This window comes from Vreelandella sp. EE27, from assembly GCF_968206495.1.
Genome location: NZ_OZ309109.1, coordinates 862,000 through 883,917, shown reverse-complemented (window position 1 = coordinate 883,917; position 21,918 = coordinate 862,000). Strand labels below are relative to the sequence as shown.

The 21,918-nt window shown below is 57.1% G+C and carries 19 protein-coding genes; 4 read left to right on the top strand and 15 right to left on the bottom strand.

Annotated elements, in window-relative coordinates:
* Positions 1–54: 54 nt before the first annotated feature.
* Positions 55–1,302, top strand: coding sequence for an MFS transporter (locus ACWHVV_RS04185; RefSeq protein ID WP_447928225.1), 1,248 nt, complete (start codon positions 55–57; stop codon positions 1,300–1,302).
* On the opposite strand, the gene cobA is transcribed toward ACWHVV_RS04185, so the two are convergent.
* Positions 1,267–2,163 carry a uroporphyrinogen-III C-methyltransferase gene (cobA, locus tag ACWHVV_RS04180; RefSeq protein ID WP_447928224.1) on the bottom strand — a complete coding sequence of 299 codons (897 nt, stop codon included), beginning with the start codon at positions 2,161–2,163 and terminating at the stop codon, positions 1,267–1,269. The two genes, ACWHVV_RS04185 and cobA, sit on opposite strands and share 36 nt — an antisense overlap.
* Positions 2,164–2,484: 321 nt before the next feature.
* On the bottom strand, positions 2,485–3,330 hold the full coding sequence (locus ACWHVV_RS04175; RefSeq protein ID WP_447928223.1) for an alpha/beta fold hydrolase: 846 nt from the start codon (positions 3,328–3,330) through the stop codon (positions 2,485–2,487).
* A 177-nt stretch (positions 3,331–3,507) separates the two neighbouring features.
* On the opposite strand from ACWHVV_RS04175, the gene ACWHVV_RS04170 reads away from it, so the two are divergent.
* From ACWHVV_RS04170 to ACWHVV_RS04160, 3 genes are all read left to right on the top strand, one after another.
* Positions 3,508–4,443 carry a cation diffusion facilitator family transporter gene (locus ACWHVV_RS04170; protein ID WP_447929116.1) on the top strand — a complete coding sequence of 312 codons (936 nt, stop codon included), beginning with the start codon at positions 3,508–3,510 and terminating at the stop codon, positions 4,441–4,443.
* Positions 4,444–4,504: 61 nt separating this feature from the next.
* Positions 4,505–5,515 carry a phosphotransferase enzyme family protein gene (locus ACWHVV_RS04165; protein ID WP_447928222.1) on the top strand — a complete coding sequence of 337 codons (1,011 nt, stop codon included), beginning with the start codon at positions 4,505–4,507 and terminating at the stop codon, positions 5,513–5,515.
* A gap of 173 nt (positions 5,516–5,688) precedes the next feature.
* Complete coding sequence (locus ACWHVV_RS04160) at positions 5,689–5,985, top strand: hypothetical protein (RefSeq protein WP_447928221.1); 297 nt, start codon at positions 5,689–5,691, stop codon at positions 5,983–5,985.
* 83 nt (positions 5,986–6,068) lie between these two features.
* Here the strand turns inward: ACWHVV_RS04160 and ACWHVV_RS04155 are convergent, their stop codons facing one another.
* The 13 genes from ACWHVV_RS04155 to ACWHVV_RS04095 all read right to left on the bottom strand — a co-directional run bounded on the left by ACWHVV_RS04155 (position 6,069) and on the right by ACWHVV_RS04095 (position 21,894).
* Positions 6,069–7,331 carry a PQQ-dependent sugar dehydrogenase gene (locus ACWHVV_RS04155; protein ID WP_447928220.1) on the bottom strand — a complete coding sequence of 421 codons (1,263 nt, stop codon included), beginning with the start codon at positions 7,329–7,331 and terminating at the stop codon, positions 6,069–6,071.
* A gap of 206 nt (positions 7,332–7,537) precedes the next feature.
* Positions 7,538–8,290 carry a FadR/GntR family transcriptional regulator gene (locus ACWHVV_RS04150; RefSeq protein ID WP_447928219.1) on the bottom strand — a complete coding sequence of 251 codons (753 nt, stop codon included), beginning with the start codon at positions 8,288–8,290 and terminating at the stop codon, positions 7,538–7,540.
* 239 nt (positions 8,291–8,529) lie between these two features.
* Entirely contained in the window at positions 8,530–9,537 is a 1,008-nt protein-coding gene (gene yiaK, locus ACWHVV_RS04145) for a 3-dehydro-L-gulonate 2-dehydrogenase (RefSeq protein ID WP_447928218.1), read from the bottom strand.
* A 141-nt stretch (positions 9,538–9,678) separates the two neighbouring features.
* Positions 9,679–11,256: an aldehyde dehydrogenase (NADP(+)) gene (locus ACWHVV_RS04140; RefSeq protein WP_447928217.1), complete on the bottom strand. Its 1,578-nt coding sequence runs from the start codon at positions 11,254–11,256 to the stop codon at positions 9,679–9,681.
* 164 nt (positions 11,257–11,420) lie between these two features.
* Complete coding sequence (locus tag ACWHVV_RS04135; RefSeq protein WP_447928216.1) at positions 11,421–12,935, bottom strand: tripartite tricarboxylate transporter permease; 1,515 nt, start codon at positions 12,933–12,935, stop codon at positions 11,421–11,423.
* Positions 12,936–12,972: 37 nt separating this feature from the next.
* Positions 12,973–13,506 (bottom strand): tripartite tricarboxylate transporter TctB family protein, encoded by a 534-nt coding sequence (locus tag ACWHVV_RS04130; protein WP_447928215.1) that lies wholly within the window; start codon positions 13,504–13,506, stop codon positions 12,973–12,975.
* A gap of 89 nt (positions 13,507–13,595) precedes the next feature.
* On the bottom strand, positions 13,596–14,534 hold the full coding sequence (locus ACWHVV_RS04125; RefSeq protein WP_447928214.1) for a tripartite tricarboxylate transporter substrate binding protein: 939 nt from the start codon (positions 14,532–14,534) through the stop codon (positions 13,596–13,598).
* Between the two features lie 68 nt (positions 14,535–14,602).
* Positions 14,603–15,943 carry an enolase C-terminal domain-like protein gene (locus tag ACWHVV_RS04120; protein ID WP_447928213.1) on the bottom strand — a complete coding sequence of 447 codons (1,341 nt, stop codon included), beginning with the start codon at positions 15,941–15,943 and terminating at the stop codon, positions 14,603–14,605.
* Positions 15,944–16,047: 104 nt separating this feature from the next.
* On the bottom strand, positions 16,048–16,965 hold the full coding sequence (gene kdgD, locus ACWHVV_RS04115) for a 5-dehydro-4-deoxyglucarate dehydratase (RefSeq protein WP_447928212.1): 918 nt from the start codon (positions 16,963–16,965) through the stop codon (positions 16,048–16,050).
* Positions 16,966–17,217: 252 nt separating this feature from the next.
* Complete coding sequence (locus tag ACWHVV_RS04110) at positions 17,218–18,666, bottom strand: tripartite tricarboxylate transporter permease (protein ID WP_447929115.1); 1,449 nt, start codon at positions 18,664–18,666, stop codon at positions 17,218–17,220.
* A gap of 59 nt (positions 18,667–18,725) precedes the next feature.
* Positions 18,726–19,172: a tripartite tricarboxylate transporter TctB family protein gene (locus tag ACWHVV_RS04105; protein WP_447928211.1), complete on the bottom strand. Its 447-nt coding sequence runs from the start codon at positions 19,170–19,172 to the stop codon at positions 18,726–18,728.
* Between the two features lie 83 nt (positions 19,173–19,255).
* Positions 19,256–20,230 (bottom strand): Bug family tripartite tricarboxylate transporter substrate binding protein, encoded by a 975-nt coding sequence (locus ACWHVV_RS04100; RefSeq protein ID WP_447928210.1) that lies wholly within the window; start codon positions 20,228–20,230, stop codon positions 19,256–19,258.
* Positions 20,231–20,568: 338 nt separating this feature from the next.
* Complete coding sequence (locus ACWHVV_RS04095) at positions 20,569–21,894, bottom strand: enolase C-terminal domain-like protein (protein WP_447928209.1); 1,326 nt, start codon at positions 21,892–21,894, stop codon at positions 20,569–20,571.
* Positions 21,895–21,918 lie beyond the last annotated feature (24 nt).

Sequence of the window (21,918 nt, the reverse complement as noted above, 5' to 3'; positions counted from 1 at the left end):
AACCACCCAAGGCAATGCGCTACACTCTTTTCTTTGCCTGCTAATAAGTCCGCCATGCCTAATAACGCCATTGATACACCCTGTACGCCGCCGATTTACCGTCAGCCCGGGTTTTTGAGCTTTTTACTCGCGCGGCTGGCCGCGGTCTTTGCCATGCAGATCCAGGCGATCGTGGTGGCCTGGCAGGTGTACGACATTACCCGCGATGCAATGTCACTGGCCTACGTGGGGCTGGCCCAGTTTCTGCCCATGGTCGTGTTGCTGCTCCCGGCGGGTGACGTGGTCGACCGTTTCTCGCGCAAGCGTATACTCCTGCTGAGCTGGGCGGTACAGGGGCTTTGCAGCGCGCTTTTATGGGTACTCGCCCAGGCGACCCATGAAAGCATTACGGAAATCTATCTGGTGCTGGCGCTCTTTGGCTGCGCCCGGGCGTTTACCGGCCCTACCCTGCAAAGCCTTTTACCCAATATCGTGCCGCGTGCCCAGCTTGCCCAAGCCATTGCGCTGAATAGCTCGATCATGAAGGTCGCGGTCATCAGCGGGCCGCTGCTGGGCGGCGTGCTTTATAGCCTGGGCGGCGGAGAGCTTGCCTACGCGGTGTGCCTGGGTTGCTTTATCGTCGCACTCGGTTTTTTGCTGCGGGTGCCGGTACGCCACATCGAGAAAGCGAAGGTGCTCGAAAGTACCGCCTGGAAGCGCTTCTCGGCGGGTATTGCCTATATTCGCCATCAGCCGATCATTTTGGGGGCCATTTCGCTGGACCTTTTCGCCGTGCTGTTGGGCGGCGTGGTAGCGCTGTTGCCCATTTATGCCCAAGAGGTGCTGCATGTGGGCGCCGAAGGGTTAGGGGCGCTGCGAAGCGCTATCGCCATTGGCGCGCTGTTGATGGGGCTTTATCTGGGCGTGCGGGGCATTACCCGGCGTGCCGGGCACGTGATGTTTGCCGCGGTGGCGGTCTTTGGGGTGGCGAACCTGGTATTCGCCTTCTCGACGCTTTTTTGGGTATCGATGGCCGCCATGCTGGTGGCGGGGGCGGCGGACATGATCAGCGTTTACGTGCGCACGACGCTGATTCAGCTGGCCACGCCGGACGAAATGCGGGGCCGGGTAAACGCGGTCAACATGCTGTTTATCGGCTCGAGCAACGAGCTTGGGGAGTTTCGCGCCGGGAGCATGGCAGCCGCCTTTGGCGTGATACCGGCGGCGGTGATCGGCGGGGTCGGCACACTGGCCGTGGTCGGCGCGTGGATGAAGCTCTTTCCCACGCTACGCCGGGTCGACCGCTTCGACGATGCCCGCTGAGTGCGCTGCGGGGCTTTGCGCCACCATGCTGACCACACTGCCTACCACGATCAAACAGGGCGACGGCAGCGGGTGCGACGCCAGGCGTGCGGGCATATCCTCGAGCGTGCCGACGAGCGCTTGCTGTTCGGGTTGGCTGGCGTTGGCCACCAGCATGATCGGCCAGGTGCCCGGAAGACCCGCCTGGCGTAAGCTCTGACAAATCGCCTCGACCTTTGAAAGCCCCATGTAGAACACCAGGGTTTCGTCCTGGCGGGCAAGTGCCTGCCAGTCCGGCGCGCCGCCTTCACGACAGAGCTGGGCGGTAATGAAGCGAAGCTGCTGGGCGTGGCCGCGGTCGGTCAGCGGAATACCCATGCTGGCGGCCGCCGCCGAAGCGGCGGTAATACCGGGCACGATGCGGGCCTTGATATCCGCCTCGGCCAGTGAACAAAGCTCTTCGCCCATGCGCCCAAAAATGCCCGGGTCGCCGCCTTTCAAACGCACGACCGACTTGCCCGCTCGGGCAAGTGTGACCAGCTGCGCGCCGATCTCGGCCTGGGGCACGCTGTGATGGCCGCGGCTCTTGCCCACGTAATAGCGCTCGGCGCCGGGGTGTATAAGGGCCAGCACCTCATCGTCCACTAACCGGTCGTAAACCACGGCGTCGGCCTGCATCAAAAGCCTGGCGGCTTTCAGCGTTAGAAGCTCGACATCGCCGCTGCCCGCGCCCACCAGGTAGACCGTGCCCTTCTCACACTCGCCACGCGCAGGTAAACACAGACGCTCCTTGCGGGGCGTCACGCAGGACCACACCTGTCGGCTGACGCGCATTAGCGCCTCAGGCCATTTGTGTAACCGGTGTTTGCTTAGGACGCGCATGGCCCCGCTCCTTTTCAAGAATCGATTCAAGTTCAGACAGGCACCGAGCGCATCGATGCGTTCCTGGCCGCTGCGTACCCTCTGATGGCCTGCTGACTTAACGGGGGGCAGCTGCAAATCACTGGCTAGCCCGTTCGGCGGGCCGCCCGGCAACAGCCACTTCAGGCAATCATTATACACACCCGCTGCGCCGCGCGAGCTTCGCTTTCGAGGGTGGCGAGGCCACCCGGCCTAAACGCAAAAAGCGCCGCCTCTTGATACAAAGCGGCGGCGCTATGAAAAGGTCGGCGTTTTCTTGATGCCTCGAGCTTGTCCTTGCGTCTAGCCTTCGTCGCTATCTAAAAACGCGATCAAGGCCTTATTGAACGCGTCAGCGTGGGTGACGTTGAGGCCATGGGGCCCGCCGCTGATAGTCTCGAACTTCGAATGGGGCAGCGTTTCACTGGCCCGCTTGCCGCTGACCTCGACCGGTACGATACCGTCGGCGTCGCCGTGGAGCACCAGCGTCGGTAGCTTCATTTTGGGCAGATCGTCGCGAAAGTCGGTGTAGCTGAAGGCCTTGACGCAATCAAACGTCGCCTTGGGCGAGGCGAACGCCGCAATGTCGCGGTGGTACTGACGGTTGGCCTCGCTGATCAGATCGGTCTTGTCGCCGGCGGCGAAGAAGTTTTTGGTGAAGTCCTCCAAAAACGCGAGGCGATCGCCCCGAATGCCGTCCAGGAACTGGTTGATGGTGGCATCGTCCAGCCCGCCGTCCGGGTTGTCGTCGGCCTTGTAAAGATAGGGCGGCACCGCTGCCGCCAGCACCGCCTTACTGACCCGCTCGGTGCCGTAGCTTGCGATATAACGGGCTACCTCGCCGCCGCCCATGGAGAAACCGACCAGCGTTGCGTCATGAACGTCGAGAGCGTCGAGCAGCTTTTTAAGATCCGCCGCCAGGGTGTCGTAATCGTAGCCACCGTCAGCCTGGGTGGATTTACCGAAGCCCCGGCGATCATAGGTGATGACCTTATAGCCCGCCTCGACCAGCGCCGGCACCTGCGGCTCCCAGGCGCGCCCGCTGAGCGGCCAGCCGTGGATCAGCACCACCGGCTTACCTGCGCCGTGGACCTCGTAATAAAGCTCGACCGGTGTTCCGTGCTGAGTTCCTGCATTGAGCAGCGGCATCGTTTCACCCTCCAGATTGGTTGAACGTGGTAACAGCGTGTCATGAAAGGCTAGTACAACTCTTCACGGCTTACCAAATGCTTGCAAGGCCAAGGGTGGGTGCCGGCTTTGGGCGAAGGCACGCCAGAAAATTGCTATGCTGAGCCGCGTTGTCCACCACTTTAGGAGCAGGTATTGGTGAAGACCGAGTCCGGTACATTGGCTTTTTCCGCGTTCATGGCGCTTTTGATCGGCGTCGTGGGCATCGCGGCCACGCTTGCCTCCAACTCCCAGGCCATTTTGCTCGATGGGCTTTTCAACATGATCTATTTCGTCGTCGCGCTGGTCACCATCAAGGTGAGCAGGATGGCGAGCCAGCCGGACAGTGACGCCTACCCGTTTGGCTACAGCTACTTCGAATCGGTGGTCAACCTCTGTAAGGGGCTTTTGATTTTTGGGGTCTCGATCTTTGCGCTGGTCGATGCGATTGCCGCGCTTTTGACCGGGGGCCGCGAAATATCCGCGGGTATCGCAGTCGTGTACGCAAGCTTTGCGACCCTGGCCTGCTCGCTGACCGCTTGGGTGATGCATAAAAGCGAGCGCCACGTGGTCAGCCCCCTGGTAGCCGCGGACAAGCTCAACTGGGTGGTGAACAGCATTATCTCGGCGGCGGTACTCACCGCGTTTTGCCTGGTAGTACTGTTCGATAAGCTGGGATTCGAGCGCGTTTTGCCCTATGTCGACTCGATTCTGGTGATCGCGGTCGTGGTGCTTTGCCTGGGGGTGCCCATCCGTATGGCGAGCCAGGCGCTGGGCGAGCTGGTCAACAAGGCCCCCACGGAAGCGGTAGCGGCGCCGGTGCGTGAAGCCGTGGCAAGGGGGCTCGAGAGCATCGATGCGCTCGAGGTGCGGGTTCGCATCGTGCGCCCGGGCCGGCTTTTGTACGTGATGGTTCACGTCGTGCTGCCCAAAGAGGACGCCGCGATGTCGCTGACCACCCAGGACGCCCTTCGCGACCGGGTCGACGAACACGTGCGCCGCCACTATTCGCCGGTGGTGTGCGACGTCGTGTTTACCATCGACACGCGCTGGGCGGCGCCAACCAGTGGGCTGCTGGTGCGCCAGATCAGCTAAGCGCTCCCCGTGGTTTGCAAGGCGAGCATTTCTATCCTAAAACGCCAACGAGAGCTTTGCCATGTACACCCAGGCCTTGCTGTCCGCTCTTCAGGAACGGCTCACCCAGGCACTACCCTGCTGGCAGTTGCCCGGCGATACGCACGTCAAGCTTCTCACTACCTCGGAAAACGCCACCTTTTTGGCGGCAAGCCCCGCTACCGGACAGACGTACACCCTTCGCGTACATCGCCCACATTATCAAATCAAAAGGGAGATCGAATCGGAGCTTGCCTGGCTCGACAATCTACGCCGGGCCCGTAGGGTCGAAACACCTTCACCGCTGCCTACCCTCACAGACAGCCCGGTCCTTCAACTCCGGCTCGACGGCCGCTGCTTTTACGCCGTGGCGTTCGAGTATATCGAAGGGGAAGCCCCGAACTGGGGCCAAGGGCTGCCCGACTGGTTCGAAAAGCTGGGGGCGATCACCGCTTCACTTCACGAGCACAGCAAAGCCTGGCAGCCACCGACGTGGTTCGTTCGCAAACGATGGGACCTGGAGACGATGATCGGACCGAACGCTCTCTGGGGCGACTGGCGCCAGGCCCTGGGTATCACGGCATCGGATGAACGCGCGATCGAACGGGCCATCGAGCGGATTTATCGGTTCATTGAAGCGTACGGCAGCGACGAGCGACGCTACGGACTGATACACGCCGACCTGCGTCCGGCCAACCTGCTGGTGAAAGCCGAGCGGCTGTCGGTCATCGATTTCGACGACAGCGGCTTTTGCTGGTATGCGTTCGATTTCGCCGCTGCCGTCAGCTTTTTCGAGCTCGACCCGCTCGTCCCCCGACTGCGCAAAGCGTGGCTTCGCGGCTATCGACATATTGCGACCTTCGACGAGTACGACGAGGCTGCGCTCGATACGTTTATTATGATTCGGCGCATCATGCTAAGTGCCTGGCTCGTCACTCACGCCGAAAGCCCCACTGCGAAAGCACTGAGCGACGGTTTCATTCAAGGCACCGCCGCCCTGGCGCGAACGTATTTAGGCATCTCGAACGTAGCGCCGCGCTTACACATAGGTTGAATGAATCCAACCACGAGCCGACATCAGGGCACGCCCTCCCGAAGAAGCCTGACCCTCATCGACGCGTTCGCGCAGTCTATCAGGCAAGACGCCTTGTCTGATGGAGCAGCAGATAGAACACGCTCAAACAGCCCGCCAGCGTAAGCCACGCGCTGGATCTTCTGCTGAGGCTGTTGGTAAAACCCGGCGATATGGTGTTCGCGGAGCCCTTTGGTTACTACAACCTCTTCGTCCTTTTGCATATGCACGGCGTGCGCCTCATCGGCGTGCCACGCTTGGCCGACGGGCCGGCTCTCGAGCAGTTGCAAGCGCTGTTCATGCGGCTCGAACGCCATATGGGCGCCACACTGGTCACGTTCGATCATAATGGCTGGGAAGTCTTCACCCCGCCGACAGGCGGGATGTTCGGATGGGCAAAGCCGCCCGTTGAAGAAAGCGAGGCGATTGAACGTCGCCTATACGTAGGATGAAAGCGTTTTGAAATTCATCCGCGCCTTTCAATGAGATCGGGCACCCGAAGGTGCCCGATGGGGTATTCATCTTGCACCGGCGATTACTCGCTAGAGGCGTTTTGCGGCTCGATACGATAAAGGCCGCCGTCCTCTTCGTCGGTGAGCACATAAAGCATGCCATCCGGGCCCTGGCGGACGTCGCGGATGCGGCCCAGGGTGTCGGCCAGCAGCATCTCTTCATGCACGATCTGGTTGTCGTCATCCAGCACGAGGCGGTGGAGCTGCTCGCGGTTCAGGGAGCCCGCGAACATATTGTTCTGCCACTCGGCAACATCGCCGGTGTAGAACGCCAGCCCCGACGGCGCCATGGAGTCTTCCCAAATGTGATTCGCCGGCGTCAAGCCGGGCGCCTCACGCCCCAGGCCGATATGCTCTTCGGTGGTGTACTCGGTACCGTGAGCGATCATCGGCCAGCCGTAGTTCGCGCCTTCGTCTACCCGGTAGAGGCGGTCACCGCCGTTGGGGCCGTGATCCACCGCCCATACTTCGTTGGTTTCCGGGTGAAGCGCTAGCCCCTGGTTATTGCGGTGGCCGTAAGAGTAGATTTCCGGGCGCAGGTTGCCGGGTTCCACGCCGATGAAGGGGTTGTCTGGATGAGCGCCGCCGTCTTCATTCAGGCGAATCATCTTGCCGCCGGGGTTGGTCAGATCCTGGGGCAGGTTCTGAACGTTGCGGTCGCCGATCGGGAAGATCATCGAGCCGTCGCCGGGAAAGACGATGCGCGAACCGTAGTGAGCACCAGGATGCGTACGCGGTACCTGGGTGTAAAGGGTTTCCAGGTCGGTCAGCGTAGCGTTGTCCGCGTCGATACGTGCGCGCGCCACCGCGGTTCCGGTCCCGTAACCCGGCTCGTAGGTGCTGAACGCCCGCGGGTCACCAGGGCTTGAGTAGGTGAAGTAGACCCAGCCATTGTCGGCATAGTCCGGATGCACCACGACATCCAACAACCCGCCCTGGTTGCCGCCCTGGACGGCGGAATCATCGTCTTCCTCCAAGTCGGTTTTCGGCAGGTTATCGAGCGAGGTGACGGTGTCGCCATCGATCAATTGAAGCCGACCCGGGCGCTCGGTGATCAGCATGCGACCATCCGGCAGCCAGGCCACGCCCCAGGGATGCTCCAGCCCGCCAACGACGCGCGTGACGTCGAACGTGGTCTCCTCGCTTTCCACATCCGTGGCCATGCTCTCTTCCACCACGCTGACGTCGGCCTGCGCCCCGGCCGCCATCGCTAAAAACGCCGCGCCCACCGCCCACCGAAGCGGCGCCGGCTTCAAGGACATTTTGAGTACCTTTTGGCCCGCCATGATCTACTCCTTTAGAAAAAATTAACGTGAGTTAACTAACACGATACGTTTTCAGCGTAGGGGAGCTTTGCAAAGCCCACAAATAGCGCTTTGCTAATAAAGGTGAAACCAAAAAGGCCCGTAGATCGCCGGATGAGAAAACAGCGCCGATGTTAGCGCTCACGCACGGGCCCGGCGCGAGACGCCTTGAAGGCCGCTGACTACGCCTAGTCGCGGTACTGCGCGTAGGTATCCCGCGCGCGCGTGAGATGCTGCTGCATGGCTTTTTGCGCGGCGTTACCATCGCGCGCCAAAATGGCTTCGAGTATGCGCGCGTGCTCCTTTTGCACCTGCTCCAGGTAGCGCTGAGAAGACACCGGATTGATATCGCTACTCATGAGCTTGGCGCGGGGGATCACACTTTGGCTCCACTGCTCATAGAACGACTCGAAAAACGGATTCTTGGTTGCCTTGGCAATCGTAAAATGAAAGAGATAGTCCTCTTCCCGGGCCTGAGCATTCGCCGTATATGCCTTGATGAACCCCTGGTGCTGAGACTCCAGCGTCGCTTTATCCTGTTCATCGTGGCGTAAAGCGGCAAGCTCTGCCGCGGCAGGCTCCAGCGTCAAACGTAGTTCTAAAAGGTGTAAAATATCCTCGACCGTCGTAGGTTTAATGCGCTCTGCCGGGCGCGCCTCCACTTTGGAGGTGCGCAAAATGGTCGTGCCCACACCACGGCGTGTTTCGACCAAACCCAATGACTTGAGATGCGTAATGGCTTCCCGAATAACAGTGCGGCTCACGCCAAAGGACTCGCAAAGACTGTTTTCGGTGGGCAGTTTATCTCCTACCGCTACTTTGCCCTGCACAATCAACGTTTCAAGCTGCTCTGCCACGTGTACGGATAAACTACCCTGCTGAGGAACCTTGTTGACTTTAAATGGCGTTGTTAGAGGCGTTTGCGTGGCCATGCCCGACATCCTTTGTTTGCATTCAATAAAATGTATCGCGCCATTTTCATGAGTGTTCGATAAACAGGCACTAATTTATAATCGCATATCATCCTACCACCCGTTCCCACTAAGGCTTAAACCCTGATCCCGGCAACCCCTTTGTCGGGTGCAAATGAGTCATATTCAAATAGTTTTAACTTTTATTAGAAAACCCCAAAAAACTGTTAAATATTAGCCCGAACAATTAAACACCTATCTTTATAACGCTAACCTGCAAGTTCAATAACCGACTGCCATAACTGATCGTCGATATTAATAAGCTCTTTTGCATTGCGATTATGAAACGTCGATTCGCCGGGCCACCGGACGGTGCGGCCTTGTTCTGCTGGCACCGCTGCTTTCAAGTGGGCCTGGATCCCCTCGACAATCGCATCGCAGGACGCTTTGCCTCCCAACTGGCGAGGATCGAACACCATGAATATTTGACAGCTACCGCCACCGCTGCCGCGTTGGACCTTATCGATTTCGTGGCTCGGATTTCCCTGGGCCAACAAAGAGGCTAATGCATCGAGTAAGATAGCCAACCCCGAGCCTTTCCAATATCCGGTTGGCAATAATCGCCGCGTTGCCGCAATGGCTGCCGGGTCCCGGCTGAGCTCCCCGTCAGCGTCGAAGCCACCATCGACGGGCAGTTGCTCGCCTTTTAACTGCGTCGTTTGAAGCTTGCCATAGGAGAACTGGGACATCGCCATGTCCAGTACCAGAGGCCCCTTTTCGTAGGGCACCCCCATGACGAGCGGATTGTTTCCCACAGCTTGGGAGGTCGCCCCCCAGGCAGGCATACACGACTCGGTGTTCGTCCACATGATCGTAGCAAACCCCTGCTCGACGGCATGCCAGCCGTAGCTTCCGCCGCGCATCCAGTGGGTGGTATTACGCAAAGCCACTAACCCCATCCCGTGCTCTTTCGCTAGCTCCATGGCCCGTTCGGTGGCGTGCAAGGCGTTAGTGATACCAATGCCCATGTTGCCATCCAGTACCTCGATGGCCCCGAGTGTCTGCACGCTAGTGGGTGAGGCCGTAATATCGACAAAGCCCTGTTCTACGAACTCGACGAAACGCGGAACGCGGCCGATGCCATGGGAGTGAACACCGTCCTGGGTGCTCTCGGTGTGGATACGCGCGCAGGTTTTCGCGCACTCCTCGCTCAACCCCGCTTTTAAAAAAACGTTTTCAAGCGTGTTCAGCAAGGTTTCAAACGTCACTCTAGTCATGATCACCTCAAAACATAATACATAGTATCTTTATTACGTTAGCTTTAACACATCTACATAGCTATTCCTCCTTGGTCGCTATGATTAAAAAGGCCACCCGAAGGTGGCCTTTGAAACGGTTGCACGAAGATCGCTAACCGATTACTGCTCGCGCTTGCCATCTACCAAGCGGTTCAAGCTCAGCGGATTGCTCTGTTTGATCGCTTCGGGGAGCAGCGCATCCGGCAGATCCTGATAGCACACCGGACGCAGGAAGCGGTAAATAGCCGCCGTTCCGACCGAGGTCGTCCGAGAATCCGACGTCGCCGGGAACGGGCCACCATGCACCATGGCATCGCACACCTCGACACCGGTCGGCCAGCCATTGATCAAGATACGGCCAGCTTTGCGCTCGAGCGTGGGCAGAAGCTTACGCGCGGCCTCGAGGTCGGCGTCGTCCATTTGCAGCGTCACGGTAAGCTGCCCTTCCAGGTGCTCGGCCACCTGTTTGATTTCCTCTGTGTCAGCACATTCGACGACCAGAGAGGTCGAACCGAACACTTCCCCCTGCAACGCTTCGCTACCCAGGAAGTCTTGTGCGCTGGTCGTAAACAGCCCGGCCTGGCACTGGTTGGGGCTATCGCCTTTTTGTCCGCGCGCTACTTCGTGAGCCTTGCCGCTATCCTGCAGGTTTTTGACGCCCTTTTCGTAGGCCTCGAAAATACCCGGGGTCAGCATGGTCTGAGCCGCGCTCTCTTTGACGGCGTTGCCCGCCGTCTGAACAAACGCGTCAAGCTCTGGCCCTTTAATCGCGATCACAAGCCCCGGGTTGGTGCAGAACTGGCCCGCGCCCATGTTGAGCGACCCAACGAACGCTTTAGCCATCTCTTCACCGCGCGCTTGCAAGGCTTCTGGCAGCGGGAACACCGGGTTGATCGAGCTCATTTCGGCATAGAACGGAATGGGTTCCGGACGCGACTGAGCCGCCTTCCAAAGTGCGATACCGCCGCTACGCGAGCCAGTGAAGCCAGCAGCCTTGATACGTGCATCACTCACCAGAGCGGTTCCCACTTCGCGACCGGAACCAAACAGTAGCGAGAAGACACCTTCGGGGAGACCGCATTTCTTGACGGCTGACTGAATGGCCCGGCCGACAAGCTCACCGGTACCCGGGTGTGCAGCGTGGGCTTTCACGATGACCGGGCAGCCTGCGGCAAGTGCCGAGGCGGTGTCACCACCGGCCACAGAGAAAGCCAAGGGGAAGTTACTGGCGCCAAATACGACCACCGGGCCAAGCGCGATGTGGCGCTGACGCAGATCGCTACGCGGCATGGGTTCACGGCCGGGCATGGCCGGGTCGACCCGTACATCCAGCCACTCGCCGGCACGCACGGTTTTAGCGAACAGGCGAAGCTGGCCGCAGGTACGGCCTCGCTCGCCCTGAATACGCGCCTGGGGCAGCCCCGACTCGGCAACGGCCCGCTCGATCAGCGCATCGCCTAGCGCTTCAATTTCGTCGGCAACGGTTTCAAGAAACGCAGCGCGGTCTTCAAGCGATGTTTCCCGGTACTGATCAAAAGCGTCCCAGGCAAGCTGGCATGCCTGATCTACCTCCGCTTGGGTGCCGCCTGCATAGCCAGGCTCCAGGCGTTCGTTTGTTGCGGGATTGATAGCCTGAATAGGATCACGAGACCCTTTAACGGCTTTCTGTCCGATTAACATTTCACCTGTTAAATTCATCTTGCCTCCTGCGATGAGAGTAATGTCCCTGGTTTATTTGCAATTAAACCAGGCAGCCCTTGCAAACTTTAGCTAGCACTTGCGCTTTAAAATGGCGAGTCGAAAACGGTGTCCCTCGTATGTAATCTAGCAGATCGATACTCGGTTAGATGTCTTTATAAATATTAAACATTATCGCCTTCGGTAGTGTTGCTTCGTTGATTAGAACGATAGTTTTGCCATAACGTCAGAGCAAGTAAACCAACGGCTACTACTAAAAAGGCTACGCTAATTGGCCGAGTGAAAAAAGGGGTCCAGTCACCCTGAAACGACTGCAGCCCGCGACGCAGATTCGCCTCGGCAATAGGGCCGAGAATCAGCCCCAAAATGACCGGCGCCGTACCAAAATTATAACGATTGAGGAAATAACCCAGGACACCAAACCCGAGCATCAAATAGAGATTGAAGACATCGCCATCGACGCCATAAACACCGATAAAACAAAATACTAGAATGGCGGCTAAAAGTTGTTTTCTTGGCACCGTCAGAACACGGATAAATAACTTAATGCCCAGACACATGATCAAAAGCATGAAGACATTCGCCACCAGGTAGGCGAGAAAGATACCGTAAACGGTGCCGCTTTGATCGGCGAAGAGTAGAGGTCCAGGCGTAATGCCTTGAATCATGAGCCCGCCGAGTAGCACGGCAGTGGCAGCCTCGCCGGGAATACCCAAGGCCAGGGTAGGAATCAGCGCGCCCCCCAGCAAAGCGTTATTCGCGCTTTCGACGGACACGATACCCGGCGCGTGACCGGTACCAAACTTCTCGGGGGATTTCGAAAAGCGCCGCGTTTGATCGTAGGCCACCAGAGACGCAATACTACCGCCAGCGCCAGGTATGGGGCCGACCACCGAGCCCGACGCGACCCCGACCAGTACGGCCTTCCAGTTTTTTAACGTTTCGATAAAACGCGGGCGGGCGATATCGATCCGGTGAGCACTCTCCTTGATGCGCTCGTTAGGGTCGTACTCAAACGCATCCTTGAGGACCTGGGAAACCGCGAATAGGCCGATCAAGGCCGGCAAAAGGCTTACCCCGGTCAGAAGAGAGAGCTCATCGAAGGTAAAGCGATTGACCCCGGTAATCGGGTCGGTTCCGACAGTAGCGATAAAAAAACCGATAATGCCGGCGATCAAACCCTTGATGAGCGACTTACCCGCCACCGAGGCGATGATCACCAGACCGAAAACACTCAGCGAGAAGTACTCTGCCGGCCCAAACCGCAGCGCAAATTCAGCAATGGGCGGCGCCAGCAGGCTCAGTATCACCATGCTGGCGACGCCGCCAAAGAAAGAGGCCACGATTGCCAAGCCGAGCGCGCGCCCTGCTTCACCTTTCTGCGCCATGGGGAAGCCATCGAAGGTGGTGGCCACCGACGAAGGCGTGCCCGGAATATTCAACAAAATGGCGGGTATAGAACCACTGGCGCCCGCGCCGCAAAGGGCGCCGAGCAGCATGCCAATCCCCGCCACGGGGGGCATACCAAAAGTCACGGGTAGCAACAGGGCAATCGCCATCGCCGAGGTCAACCCCGGCAGCGACCCCATGATAATACCCAAAAGAGTCCCACCGGCAATGGCCAGCAAAGTACTCAGCTGTAACACCATACCCAAGCCATCGAGATAACCGGAAATCATGCAAGCCTCCTAAATATCAAGAAGTAAGAATGTCCGGTCACGATGGGAGCGGAATTTGGAAAAGTTCGGTAAACACATAAAAGATGGCGCTTGCGAGTACTACCGAAAAAACCGCACCAGAGAGTACCGACCCCCCTTTTTGCGGCGTCGATAACGTCGCCCAGGTACCGCTAATCATTACCAGCCCCATTACGCAAAAAAAGGTAAATAATGATGTGCTAATAATATATCCAAGCCGCTCGAACGCTAAAATATAGGCAATCAGCAAAACGATGATAAACGACCATTGGGCGATGCTACGTACACGCCCCGAAGCCGATGATGTTTTGTCGCCACTTCTACTATTGCTCTCCGGGCTCTTGCTTTCCGGGCTTTTCCATTCCTGAAAGTCTTTGATCAGACAGGGGATGGCCAGGATAAAAACGAGGCCAGAAAGAAGCTTTGGAAAAAAAGCGGCAGAAAGATCACCGGGTATTTCAACGTTAGGCAGCGCTGAAGCAGCAACGAACGCACTGGCTGAAGCAATTAGTAGAAAAACATTAAACAGCGGTTTTCCAATATCACGTTCCATAATGTTACCCAGTCGCTTTTACGCCAGATCAGTAGCGCCGAAAACATCCCCGCTGGCAGGCGATGCCTGCCAGCGCGCCTCTTTCACGATTAGTTTGCCAAATCACCCGCTGCTTCGCGCATGACCGCGGCGGACTCGTCGATGAAAGCATCGAGCTCGTCGCCGTAGAGCGGCGCAAGCTCGGTTCCCAGGTTGTTCGCTGTTTGCTCGTAAGAGCCGTCTTCGACGATTTGCTGAATGGCGGCCACCCACTGCTCTTTCACTTCTTCGGGCAGGCCTTTCGGACCGACGATACCCCGCCAAACGGTAAGCGTTAGGTCGTACCCGGACTCCTGAAACGTCGGCACGTCCGGCAGGTTATCGCTGCGTTCGGCGTAGGTCGTCGCCAGGGCGTTCAAACGCCCCGACTCGAGCGCCGAGCGAAGTTCTGCGCCCCCCAGCACGACGGCCTCTACGTGACCTCCCATGGCCGCAGAGATAGCTTCGGAGCCACCGGGATAAGGAATCAGGTTAAAGTTGGCTTCGGTACGGTTAGCAATGGCGTTGGCGGTAATATAGGCAGAAGAGCCCACGCCGGAAGAGCCCACACGAATGGATTCAGACGCCGCGGCCTCGGCCAGACTCTCGATATCCTGGTAGGGGCTCTCGCTACTCACCGCAATCAAATAGGGTTCTTCAATGATCTTGGCAATGAAGTCGAAATCATCGTGGGTAAAAGCGACGTTACCCATCGCTTCAAGCGTCAGCATGGCGTTGCTGGCGGCCAGCAGCGTGTAACCGTCGGCCGGCGAGGCAACGGCGCGGGACATACCCACGGCGCCGCCGCCGCCGGCGATATTGCGAATGACCAGGGTACCGTCAAACTGCTCTTCGATTAGCGGTTGAAGCGCTCGGACAAAGGTATCGTTACCGCCACCGGCGGAGAACGGCACGATCATACTGATATTTTTCGTGGGGTAATCCGCCATTGCTTGGCCTGCGACAACAACCCCGATGGCGAGCGTCAAATTGCTTAGTAGTTTTTTCATTGTTAATGCACCTCTCACTCGGATTTAGAAGCCCAGGGTTACGTTTGAACGCCCCGGGACAGCACCACTTAGCGAACCAGCGCGGGTCGCTTGGGATCGAATGTCCAGCCATCGATCAAATACTGCATGGCGGTGGCATCGTCGCGCCCGCCTGCCGGTAAGCGGCGATAGAGCTCGTGGGCTTTTTCGATCGCTTGCATATCGATTTCCACCCCAAGGCCGGGCGCATCGGTAACCGCCACTTTGCCATTGGCGATTTCCGGCGGGTTACGCGTCAAGCGTGCATCGCCTTCCTGCCAAATCCAGTGCGTATCGAGCGCCGTCGTACGGCCTACTGCGGCGGCCCCCACCTGCGCAAACATGGCAAGCGATATATCGAAATGGTTGTTGGAGTGGGAGCCCCAGGTCATACCGTGGTCCTGGCAAAGCTGTGAAACACGCACCGCGCCGGATAGGGTCCAGAAATGCGGGTCGGCAAGCGGAATATCCACGGAACGCAGCATCAAGGCGTGCGCCATTTCACGCCAGTTAGTGGCGACCATATTGGTCGCGACGGGCAACCCGGTCGCATGGCGGAATTCCGCCAAAATCTCGCGCCCCGAAAAGCCCTGCTCCGCGCCACAAGGGTCTTCTGCATACGCAATGACGCCATGAAGGTCCTTGCAAAGCGCAATAGCCTGCTGCAAGGACCAGGCGCCATTGGGGTCAATCGTGGTTCGCGCGTCGGGAAACGCGTTATGAAGCGCCGTCACGGCTTCGATCTCCTGCTCGCCAGGTAGCGCCCCGCCCTTGAGCTTGAAGTCCTTGAAGCCGTAGCGGTCGTGAGCGGCCTCGGCCAGTTCGACGATACGCTGCGGCGTCATTGCCGCTTCGTCGCGCTGGCGATACCAATCGTGACTCACGCCTTCAGTACCACGCCTGAAATCCAGCGGTGTAGCATGTCCATCGCCAATAAAGAAGAGATAACCCAGCACGTCCACGCTGTCGCGCTGTTTGCCATTTCCCAAAAGCTCGGCGACGGGTACGTCCAAAAACTTGCCCAGCAAATCGAGCAAGGCCGCTTCAAGGGCGGCCACCGCATTGACGCGCAGCTCGAACGTCCAGGAGCCTTTGCCGAAATCCTCGAAGTCCGCGCTCTGACCGGCACTGTTCAAAGAGGCGACCACTGAGCGCAGCTTGCCAATCGACTGGCCAATCACACGCTCTCTGGACTGCTCGAGCGACTGCTGGATCGTATCTCCCCCCGGTGCTTCGCCCACGCCCACATTACCGGCACTGTCCTTAAGGATGATCAGGTTGCGAGTAAAGTAGGGAGAGTGCGCCCCACCGATATTGAGCAACATGCTGTCGCGACCCGCGACCGGGATGACACGCATTTCGATAATGGTGGGAGTACCCTGGCTTGGCATAAACACCTCTACATCAGTCTATCGTCGCGTAGACCTTTACTTATTCAATAGCGCAAGAGAAGCCCGCAAATAAAGCCACCTCTCTTGCAAGGCATGCCCATTTTTTAGAGCGACTTGGCATTCTCGACCAGCTTTTTGAGCTGGCTTACCTGTTCATCGTTAGGCATGGTCAAAGGCACTCTGACGTTACCCGCCGGGTAGCCTACGATGTCGGCACCGGCCTTGATCAGACTAACGGCGTAACCCGGGGTGGTATCGCGCAGCGTGACAAAGGGAATGAAAAACTCACGCGTCGCTTTACTGATAAAGTCGCTATCACCTTGACGCAGCGCCTTGTAAAACTTGACGGCCATGTCAGGGACGAAATTGAAGACCGCAGAAGAGTAAGTGCTCACCCCAATGGCCAGGTAAGCCTCCGCGATGATCTCGGCGGTAGGGACGCCCCCGACATAGGCCAAGCGATCACCGATCGTCTTGATCGTGATATTGAGCGATTGCATGTCGCCCTTGCCATCTTTCAAACCCACCAGGTTGTCACACTGCTCTGCCAACGACTTGACGGCATTGACGTTCAGGTAGCCATTGGCGCGGTTGTAGTAAATAACGCCCAGGTCGGTCGAATTACAAACGCTGGCCGCGTAATCGACGATGCCTTCTTGTGAGCACTCGGTCAGGTACGGAGGCATCAAAAGAATGCCGTCGGCACCGGCGTCCTGAGCGATCTTCGCATGCTGGCGAGCAAGCTCGGCGCTCTGACCGGCACTGGCGATGATGGGAACATGGCCGCCGATGGTTTCCACCGCTACTTCGACGACTCGACGGTACTCTTCAAGCGTTAAGTTGAAAAACTCACCGGTACCGCCCGCAACAAAAAGCGCAGAAACCTCATACTCTTTCAACCATAACAGCCGCTTACGGTAACTTTCGACATCGAACCCGCCATCGGAGTCGAAGTCCGTAATAGGAAATGACAGTAGACCATCAGTAATAGAAGCCTTGAGCGATTCTTTAGAGAAATTCATTGCGAGTCCCTTTTTGTTTATGCGGTAAGCCACCATAGCCGGCGGTGATAGGATTGACGCTCATCACCTGTGTATCGCCTATTGAGGCAACTGCGTTCAGCCTTGAGGCCATATTGTCATACATCATACAATCATTCTTCTAGACTTTAGGCTAAGGATTAACCGTCACCCTCTACCGCTTTACGACTTCCTTCTCATCTAACGTCTTGCTATAAGAAACGCCATTCAGTGCAGGCCGACTATTTAAATGATTTATTTAGCATCTTCTTCGACAGGCATTTTCTTTTTCTTTACCGCCGAGTATATCGACCAACAAATAAAGGCGGCTATCAAGGCAAAGAACGTTGCACTAACGGGCCTTTCCAAAAAGACCATCAAATCCCCACGACTAAGCAGCATGGCACGGCGAAAGTTCTCCTCCATCATGGGCCCAAGAATGAAGCCTAATAATAATGGTGCAGGTTCGAAGCCCAGTAACAAGAATACACAACCAAACACGCCAAACAGTGCGACCAGCATGATGTCCATGTCGGAGTAGTTGATGCTGTACACACCAATGACGATAAACAGGATGATGGCAGGATATAAAATGGGATACGGGATTTTTAAAAGCCTTACCCATAGCCCTACCATGGGTATATTGAGAATCAAAAGAAGTACGTTGCCGATCAAAAAGCTGATGACCAGCCCCCAGAAAAGATCCGGGCTATCGGAAATCACGTTAGGCCCTGGCGTAATACCGTGTATCAAAAGAGCACCCAGCATGAGTGCCATCACAGCGTCACCGGGTATCCCCAGCGTAAGGGTAGGAATAAACGCCGATTGAGCCGCTGCGTTATTGGCACTTTCAGGGGCAGTAATCCCTTCGATTGCACCCTTGCCAAACTTTTCCGGATTTTTCGAAATCCTTTTTTCCAACGCGTAGGCAATGAACGAGCCGATGGAGGTACCCGTGCCGGGTAGTATCCCGATACCTGTTCCGATACCCGTACCTCGCAACATGGGGAAAATGCTCTCCTTCATATCGCGCCGGGTTGGCAAGAGTGACCGAAAGGTAATCTTTTTATCGTTTTTGACTTGAACGACTTTACCTACGTTGGCGATGACTTCGGTCACCCCGAAAATCCCCATGGCGATCGCGACGATGTTGAGCCCGTCATAGAGGAACGTTAAACCGAAGGTATAGCGCTGAATACCCGTACTCACATCGGTACCGACAACGCCCAGAATCAACCCGAACACGACGGCGGCGAGTCCTTTTGCCGGCGACCCTTGTACTAGAATAGCGGCGGCTACGAGCCCCAAAAGCATCATGGCGAAATAGTCGGCGGAGTTGAAAGCCACGGCAAAATTCGCAAGCGGTGGCGCAAAGGCCGCCAGCACGATAACGGTAATGAAACTCCCCACGAAGGAAGCGATCGTGGTCATGAACAAGGCGACCCCGGCTCGCCCCTGCTTGGCCATGGGGTAACCATCGAGGCAAACGACCGAGGAAGAAGGCGTGCCGGGCAAGTTCAGCAGTATGGCCGCCGTAGAGCCACCGTATTGGGCGCCATAATAGATACCCGCCAACATGACCAGCGCCGTGGTGGCCGGTACGTAATAGGTCAAGGGAAGCAGCATGGAGATCGCCGCCAGGTGCCCTACACCGGGAATGACCCCGATGAACATGCCTACCGTGACCCCCAGGGCGCAGTACATGAGATTTTCGAGCGTAAAAGCAACGGATATACCAAGCGCCAAATTATTTAAAATTTCCATTAGAAACTCCAGGGAAAAAGGCGGATCGGCATATTAAGACCAACAATGAAAACGACATACGACAACAAACAAAGCGTTATGCCGATTAAAATCAGCCTGACGGGCCTGAACGCTTTCTCACTGACACCACATATCAATACCAGCGCCATCGTGGCGATAAAAACACCGGCCGGCCTCATCAAAAGAGCAAACACCAGGATAGCGACCGTGATACAAACCAACGCTCTATAGTTGATATTGGGAAACTCGCTGGCAGTCCTTGCTGAGAACCCCATGGTCGCCAAGCCAAGAAAGCCGAGCGAAAAACCCAGAAAGCGTGGTAAATACCCCGGCCCCATATTGCGAAGTGTTCCCATGCTGTAGTCCTGTGCCTGCCAAAGCACCAGCACCGATACGATGAGACACATTAATCCTGCAAGAAAATCTCTGTTGGTTATTACTCGCATGGTGCCTATCTCTTATCATCAGGGCGTAACATCCCGCTCCAAAGAGCAGGATGTATTTTTTATACAATGGACATTGATGATAATTACTGACCGATACCGGCGCTTTCGATGAAGCGCGCCAGCTCGCTTTTCTGCGTAGCCATCCATTCCTGAAGCTGCTCGGGTGAGTCGGATGGCCGAGCCTGGCCACCCTGCTCGGCGATTCTAGACTGGATCTCTTCTGTGGCAAGAATCGCGGTAAGCTCTTTTTGAAGCCGCTCGACGACCTTGGGCGGGCTACCGGCCGTTATCAAGATACCCTGATAAGTGCCGTCCAGCTCGCCTGGAAGGCCTAGCTCTCGAAAGGTAGGAATATCCGGCAGCTCTTCAAGACGCTCCTCCCCCGTTACCGCCAACGCACTCATTTGGCCGCTCAGCACGAAAGGCAGTGACGCAGTCGTACCGTTCAGCAGCATATCGCTTTCCCCCGACACTACGGCGCGGGTGGCATCGGAGCCGCCGCGATAAGCGATGACGTTCCAGTCCAGGTCCAGATGTTGAATCAAACGCTCGGTGGTGATGTGGTTGTTCGCGCCCACTCCCGAAGTGGCAACAGAAATGTCGCCGGGGTTATTGCGGGAGTACTCGAGTAATTCATCGAAGTCAGCGAACTCGTTACGCTGAGACACCCCCAATACGTAAGGCGAGTATGACACCATGGTGACGGGCGCCAGATCATTTTCGATATCGTATGCCACACTTTCCAAAACACTGGGAGCGGCCAAAAGCGCCGTTAAATCGGAAAGAAGCAGCGTATGCCCGTTGGGTGTCGCTTTCGCAACGTAATCGGCGCCGATGTTGCCCCCTGCGCCTGCCTTGTTTTCTACGATCACGGGCTGGCCGATCGCGTCAGACAGCTCCGGGGCTATATAGCGGGCGAGAATGTCAGAGGTGCCGCCCGGCGCAAACGGCACCACGATTCTTACCGGCCCCCTGAACTCCTCGGCTAACGCACTACTGGCTGCCATCACCAGGCAAAGTGAGGTAGCGCTCAAAAGTAGCTTTTTGGTTTTTTTCATCGTTCGCTCCATTTTTATTAAAATAATAGCGCTTAAGCTTTTGTTTATTTAAGACAAAAACCTTTTTAAAGTAATATGTATTTAATCATACAACTACAAGTTAGACGTGGTTACAGCGTTTTAATATACGACTATGGTCCATACAGTTTCCGCCTGAATTATAAGTAGCACTAAAACCCCAAAAAAAGTGGGTAGAGGCGCTTCGTGACTTAGAAAATTATTTTATAAAACAGCGAATTAAAAAATAAGCGCGATGAGCGAAACAACCCTGAATGGCAAAAAAAAGCAGCCTGCTTGTCAGGCTGCCCTCTTGCGATACTTCAAATGCGTTATTTCACTCAGCGAGCCAGCGCCGGGCGCTTGGGATCGAACGCCCAATCGGGGATCAGATACTGCATCGCCATGGCGTCGTTGCGCTGAGTGACGGCCAACGACTTGTACAGGCGATGTGCCTCCATTAGCTTCTCTTCATCGAGCTCGACGCCCAGACCCGGCGTTTTCGGCACGGTGAGTTTGCCATCGCGAATCTGGAACGGCTCCCTGGTGATGCGCTGGCCGTCCTGCCAGATCCAGTGGGTGTCGATCGCGGTAATCTCCCCCGGGCACGCCGCGGCGACGTGAGTCATCATGGCAAGCGAGATATCGAAGTGGTTGTTGCTGTGCGACCCCCAGGTCATCCCCCACTCGTTACAAAGCTCACCAACCATCACCGCACCCTGCATGGTCCAGAAGTGGCAGTCGGCCAGCGGAATATCCACCGCGTTGAGCTGAACCGCGTACTGCAGCTGTTTGAAGTCCGTTGCGATCATGTTGGTCGCGGTGGGCAGGCCCGTACGCTTTTTGAACTCGGCCATGGTTTCACGCCCGGAGTAGCTCTCCTCTTGGCCGCAGGGGTCTTCGGCGTAGCTCAAAAGGTGCTTGATGGGATCCAGAACCCGTACCGCCTCATCGAGTGTCCAGGCGCCGTTGGGGTCCAGCGTCAACCGCGCCTCCGGGAAGGCGTCGTGAAGCGCGCGGATGCAGTCGGCCTCTTCTTCGCCGCGCAGCACGCCCCCCTTGAGTTTGAAGTCCTTGAAGCCGTAACGCTCATAAGCTGCCTTGGCCAGGTTGGCGACCGCATCCGGCGTCAGCGCCTCCTGGTAGCGCACTTCGTCCCAGGCATCCGCCGGCGCCGTGGCTTTCGGATAGGGCAGATCGGTTTTATCCGGGTCACCCAGCAAAAACAGGTAACCCAGCGCCTCGACCTCATCGCGCTGGCGGCCGTACTGACCCAAAAGATCCGCCACCGGAAGCCCTACCGCCTGGCCATAAAGATCGAGCAGCGCCGACTCCAGCCCCGTAATGACGTGAACCGCGACGCGCAGATCGAAGGTTTGGCGGCCGCGCTCTTCGCGACCGTTTCTGGCCAGCGCCACCCGGGCGTTGTTGAGCGTCTGTTTGAAGCCGTTGATGCTGGAGCCTTCGACGATATCGCGGCACTGCTCGAGGCCCTTGAGAATGCCCTCGCTCGACGGAATCTCGCCCACGCCCTTGTTACCGGCATCGTCTTCAAGAATCACGACGCAGCGAATGAACCAGGGCGCGTGGCCACCGCTCAGGTTGAGCAAAAAACCGTCGTAACCGGCGACGGGTACGACCTTCATTGAGGTAATTTTTGGCAACATGACTATCGACTCTCTTTTGACCAG

What these genes read in the sequence shown, in the direction of transcription:
- ACWHVV_RS04185 (WP_447928225.1), top strand. Translation starts at nt 55, where the DNA reads ATGCCTAATAACGCCATTGATACACCCTGTACGCCGCCGATTTACCGT.
- ACWHVV_RS04120 (WP_447928213.1), bottom strand. Translation starts at nt 15,943, where the DNA reads ATGCCAAGCCAGGGTACTCCCACCATTATCGAAATGCGTGTCATCCCG.
- ACWHVV_RS04110 (WP_447929115.1), bottom strand. Translation starts at nt 18,666, where the DNA reads ATGTACTGCGCCCTGGGGGTCACGGTAGGCATGTTCATCGGGGTCATT.
- ACWHVV_RS04150 (WP_447928219.1), bottom strand. Translation starts at nt 8,290, where the DNA reads ATGTCGGGCATGGCCACGCAAACGCCTCTAACAACGCCATTTAAAGTC.
- ACWHVV_RS04140 (WP_447928217.1), bottom strand. Translation starts at nt 11,256, where the DNA reads ATGAATTTAACAGGTGAAATGTTAATCGGACAGAAAGCCGTTAAAGGG.
- ACWHVV_RS04125 (WP_447928214.1), bottom strand. Translation starts at nt 14,534, where the DNA reads ATGAAAAAACTACTAAGCAATTTGACGCTCGCCATCGGGGTTGTTGTC.
- cobA (WP_447928224.1), bottom strand. Translation starts at nt 2,163, where the DNA reads ATGCGCGTCCTAAGCAAACACCGGTTACACAAATGGCCTGAGGCGCTA.
- ACWHVV_RS04165 (WP_447928222.1), top strand. Translation starts at nt 4,505, where the DNA reads ATGTACACCCAGGCCTTGCTGTCCGCTCTTCAGGAACGGCTCACCCAG.
- ACWHVV_RS04175 (WP_447928223.1), bottom strand. Translation starts at nt 3,330, where the DNA reads ATGCCGCTGCTCAATGCAGGAACTCAGCACGGAACACCGGTCGAGCTT.
- kdgD (WP_447928212.1), bottom strand. Translation starts at nt 16,965, where the DNA reads ATGAATTTCTCTAAAGAATCGCTCAAGGCTTCTATTACTGATGGTCTA.
- ACWHVV_RS04095 (WP_447928209.1), bottom strand. Translation starts at nt 21,894, where the DNA reads ATGTTGCCAAAAATTACCTCAATGAAGGTCGTACCCGTCGCCGGTTAC.
- ACWHVV_RS04130 (WP_447928215.1), bottom strand. Translation starts at nt 13,506, where the DNA reads ATGGAACGTGATATTGGAAAACCGCTGTTTAATGTTTTTCTACTAATT.
- yiaK (WP_447928218.1), bottom strand. Translation starts at nt 9,537, where the DNA reads ATGACTAGAGTGACGTTTGAAACCTTGCTGAACACGCTTGAAAACGTT.
- ACWHVV_RS04155 (WP_447928220.1), bottom strand. Translation starts at nt 7,331, where the DNA reads ATGGCGGGCCAAAAGGTACTCAAAATGTCCTTGAAGCCGGCGCCGCTT.
- ACWHVV_RS04135 (WP_447928216.1), bottom strand. Translation starts at nt 12,935, where the DNA reads ATGATTTCCGGTTATCTCGATGGCTTGGGTATGGTGTTACAGCTGAGT.
- ACWHVV_RS04100 (WP_447928210.1), bottom strand. Translation starts at nt 20,230, where the DNA reads ATGAAAAAAACCAAAAAGCTACTTTTGAGCGCTACCTCACTTTGCCTG.
- ACWHVV_RS04105 (WP_447928211.1), bottom strand. Translation starts at nt 19,172, where the DNA reads ATGCGAGTAATAACCAACAGAGATTTTCTTGCAGGATTAATGTGTCTC.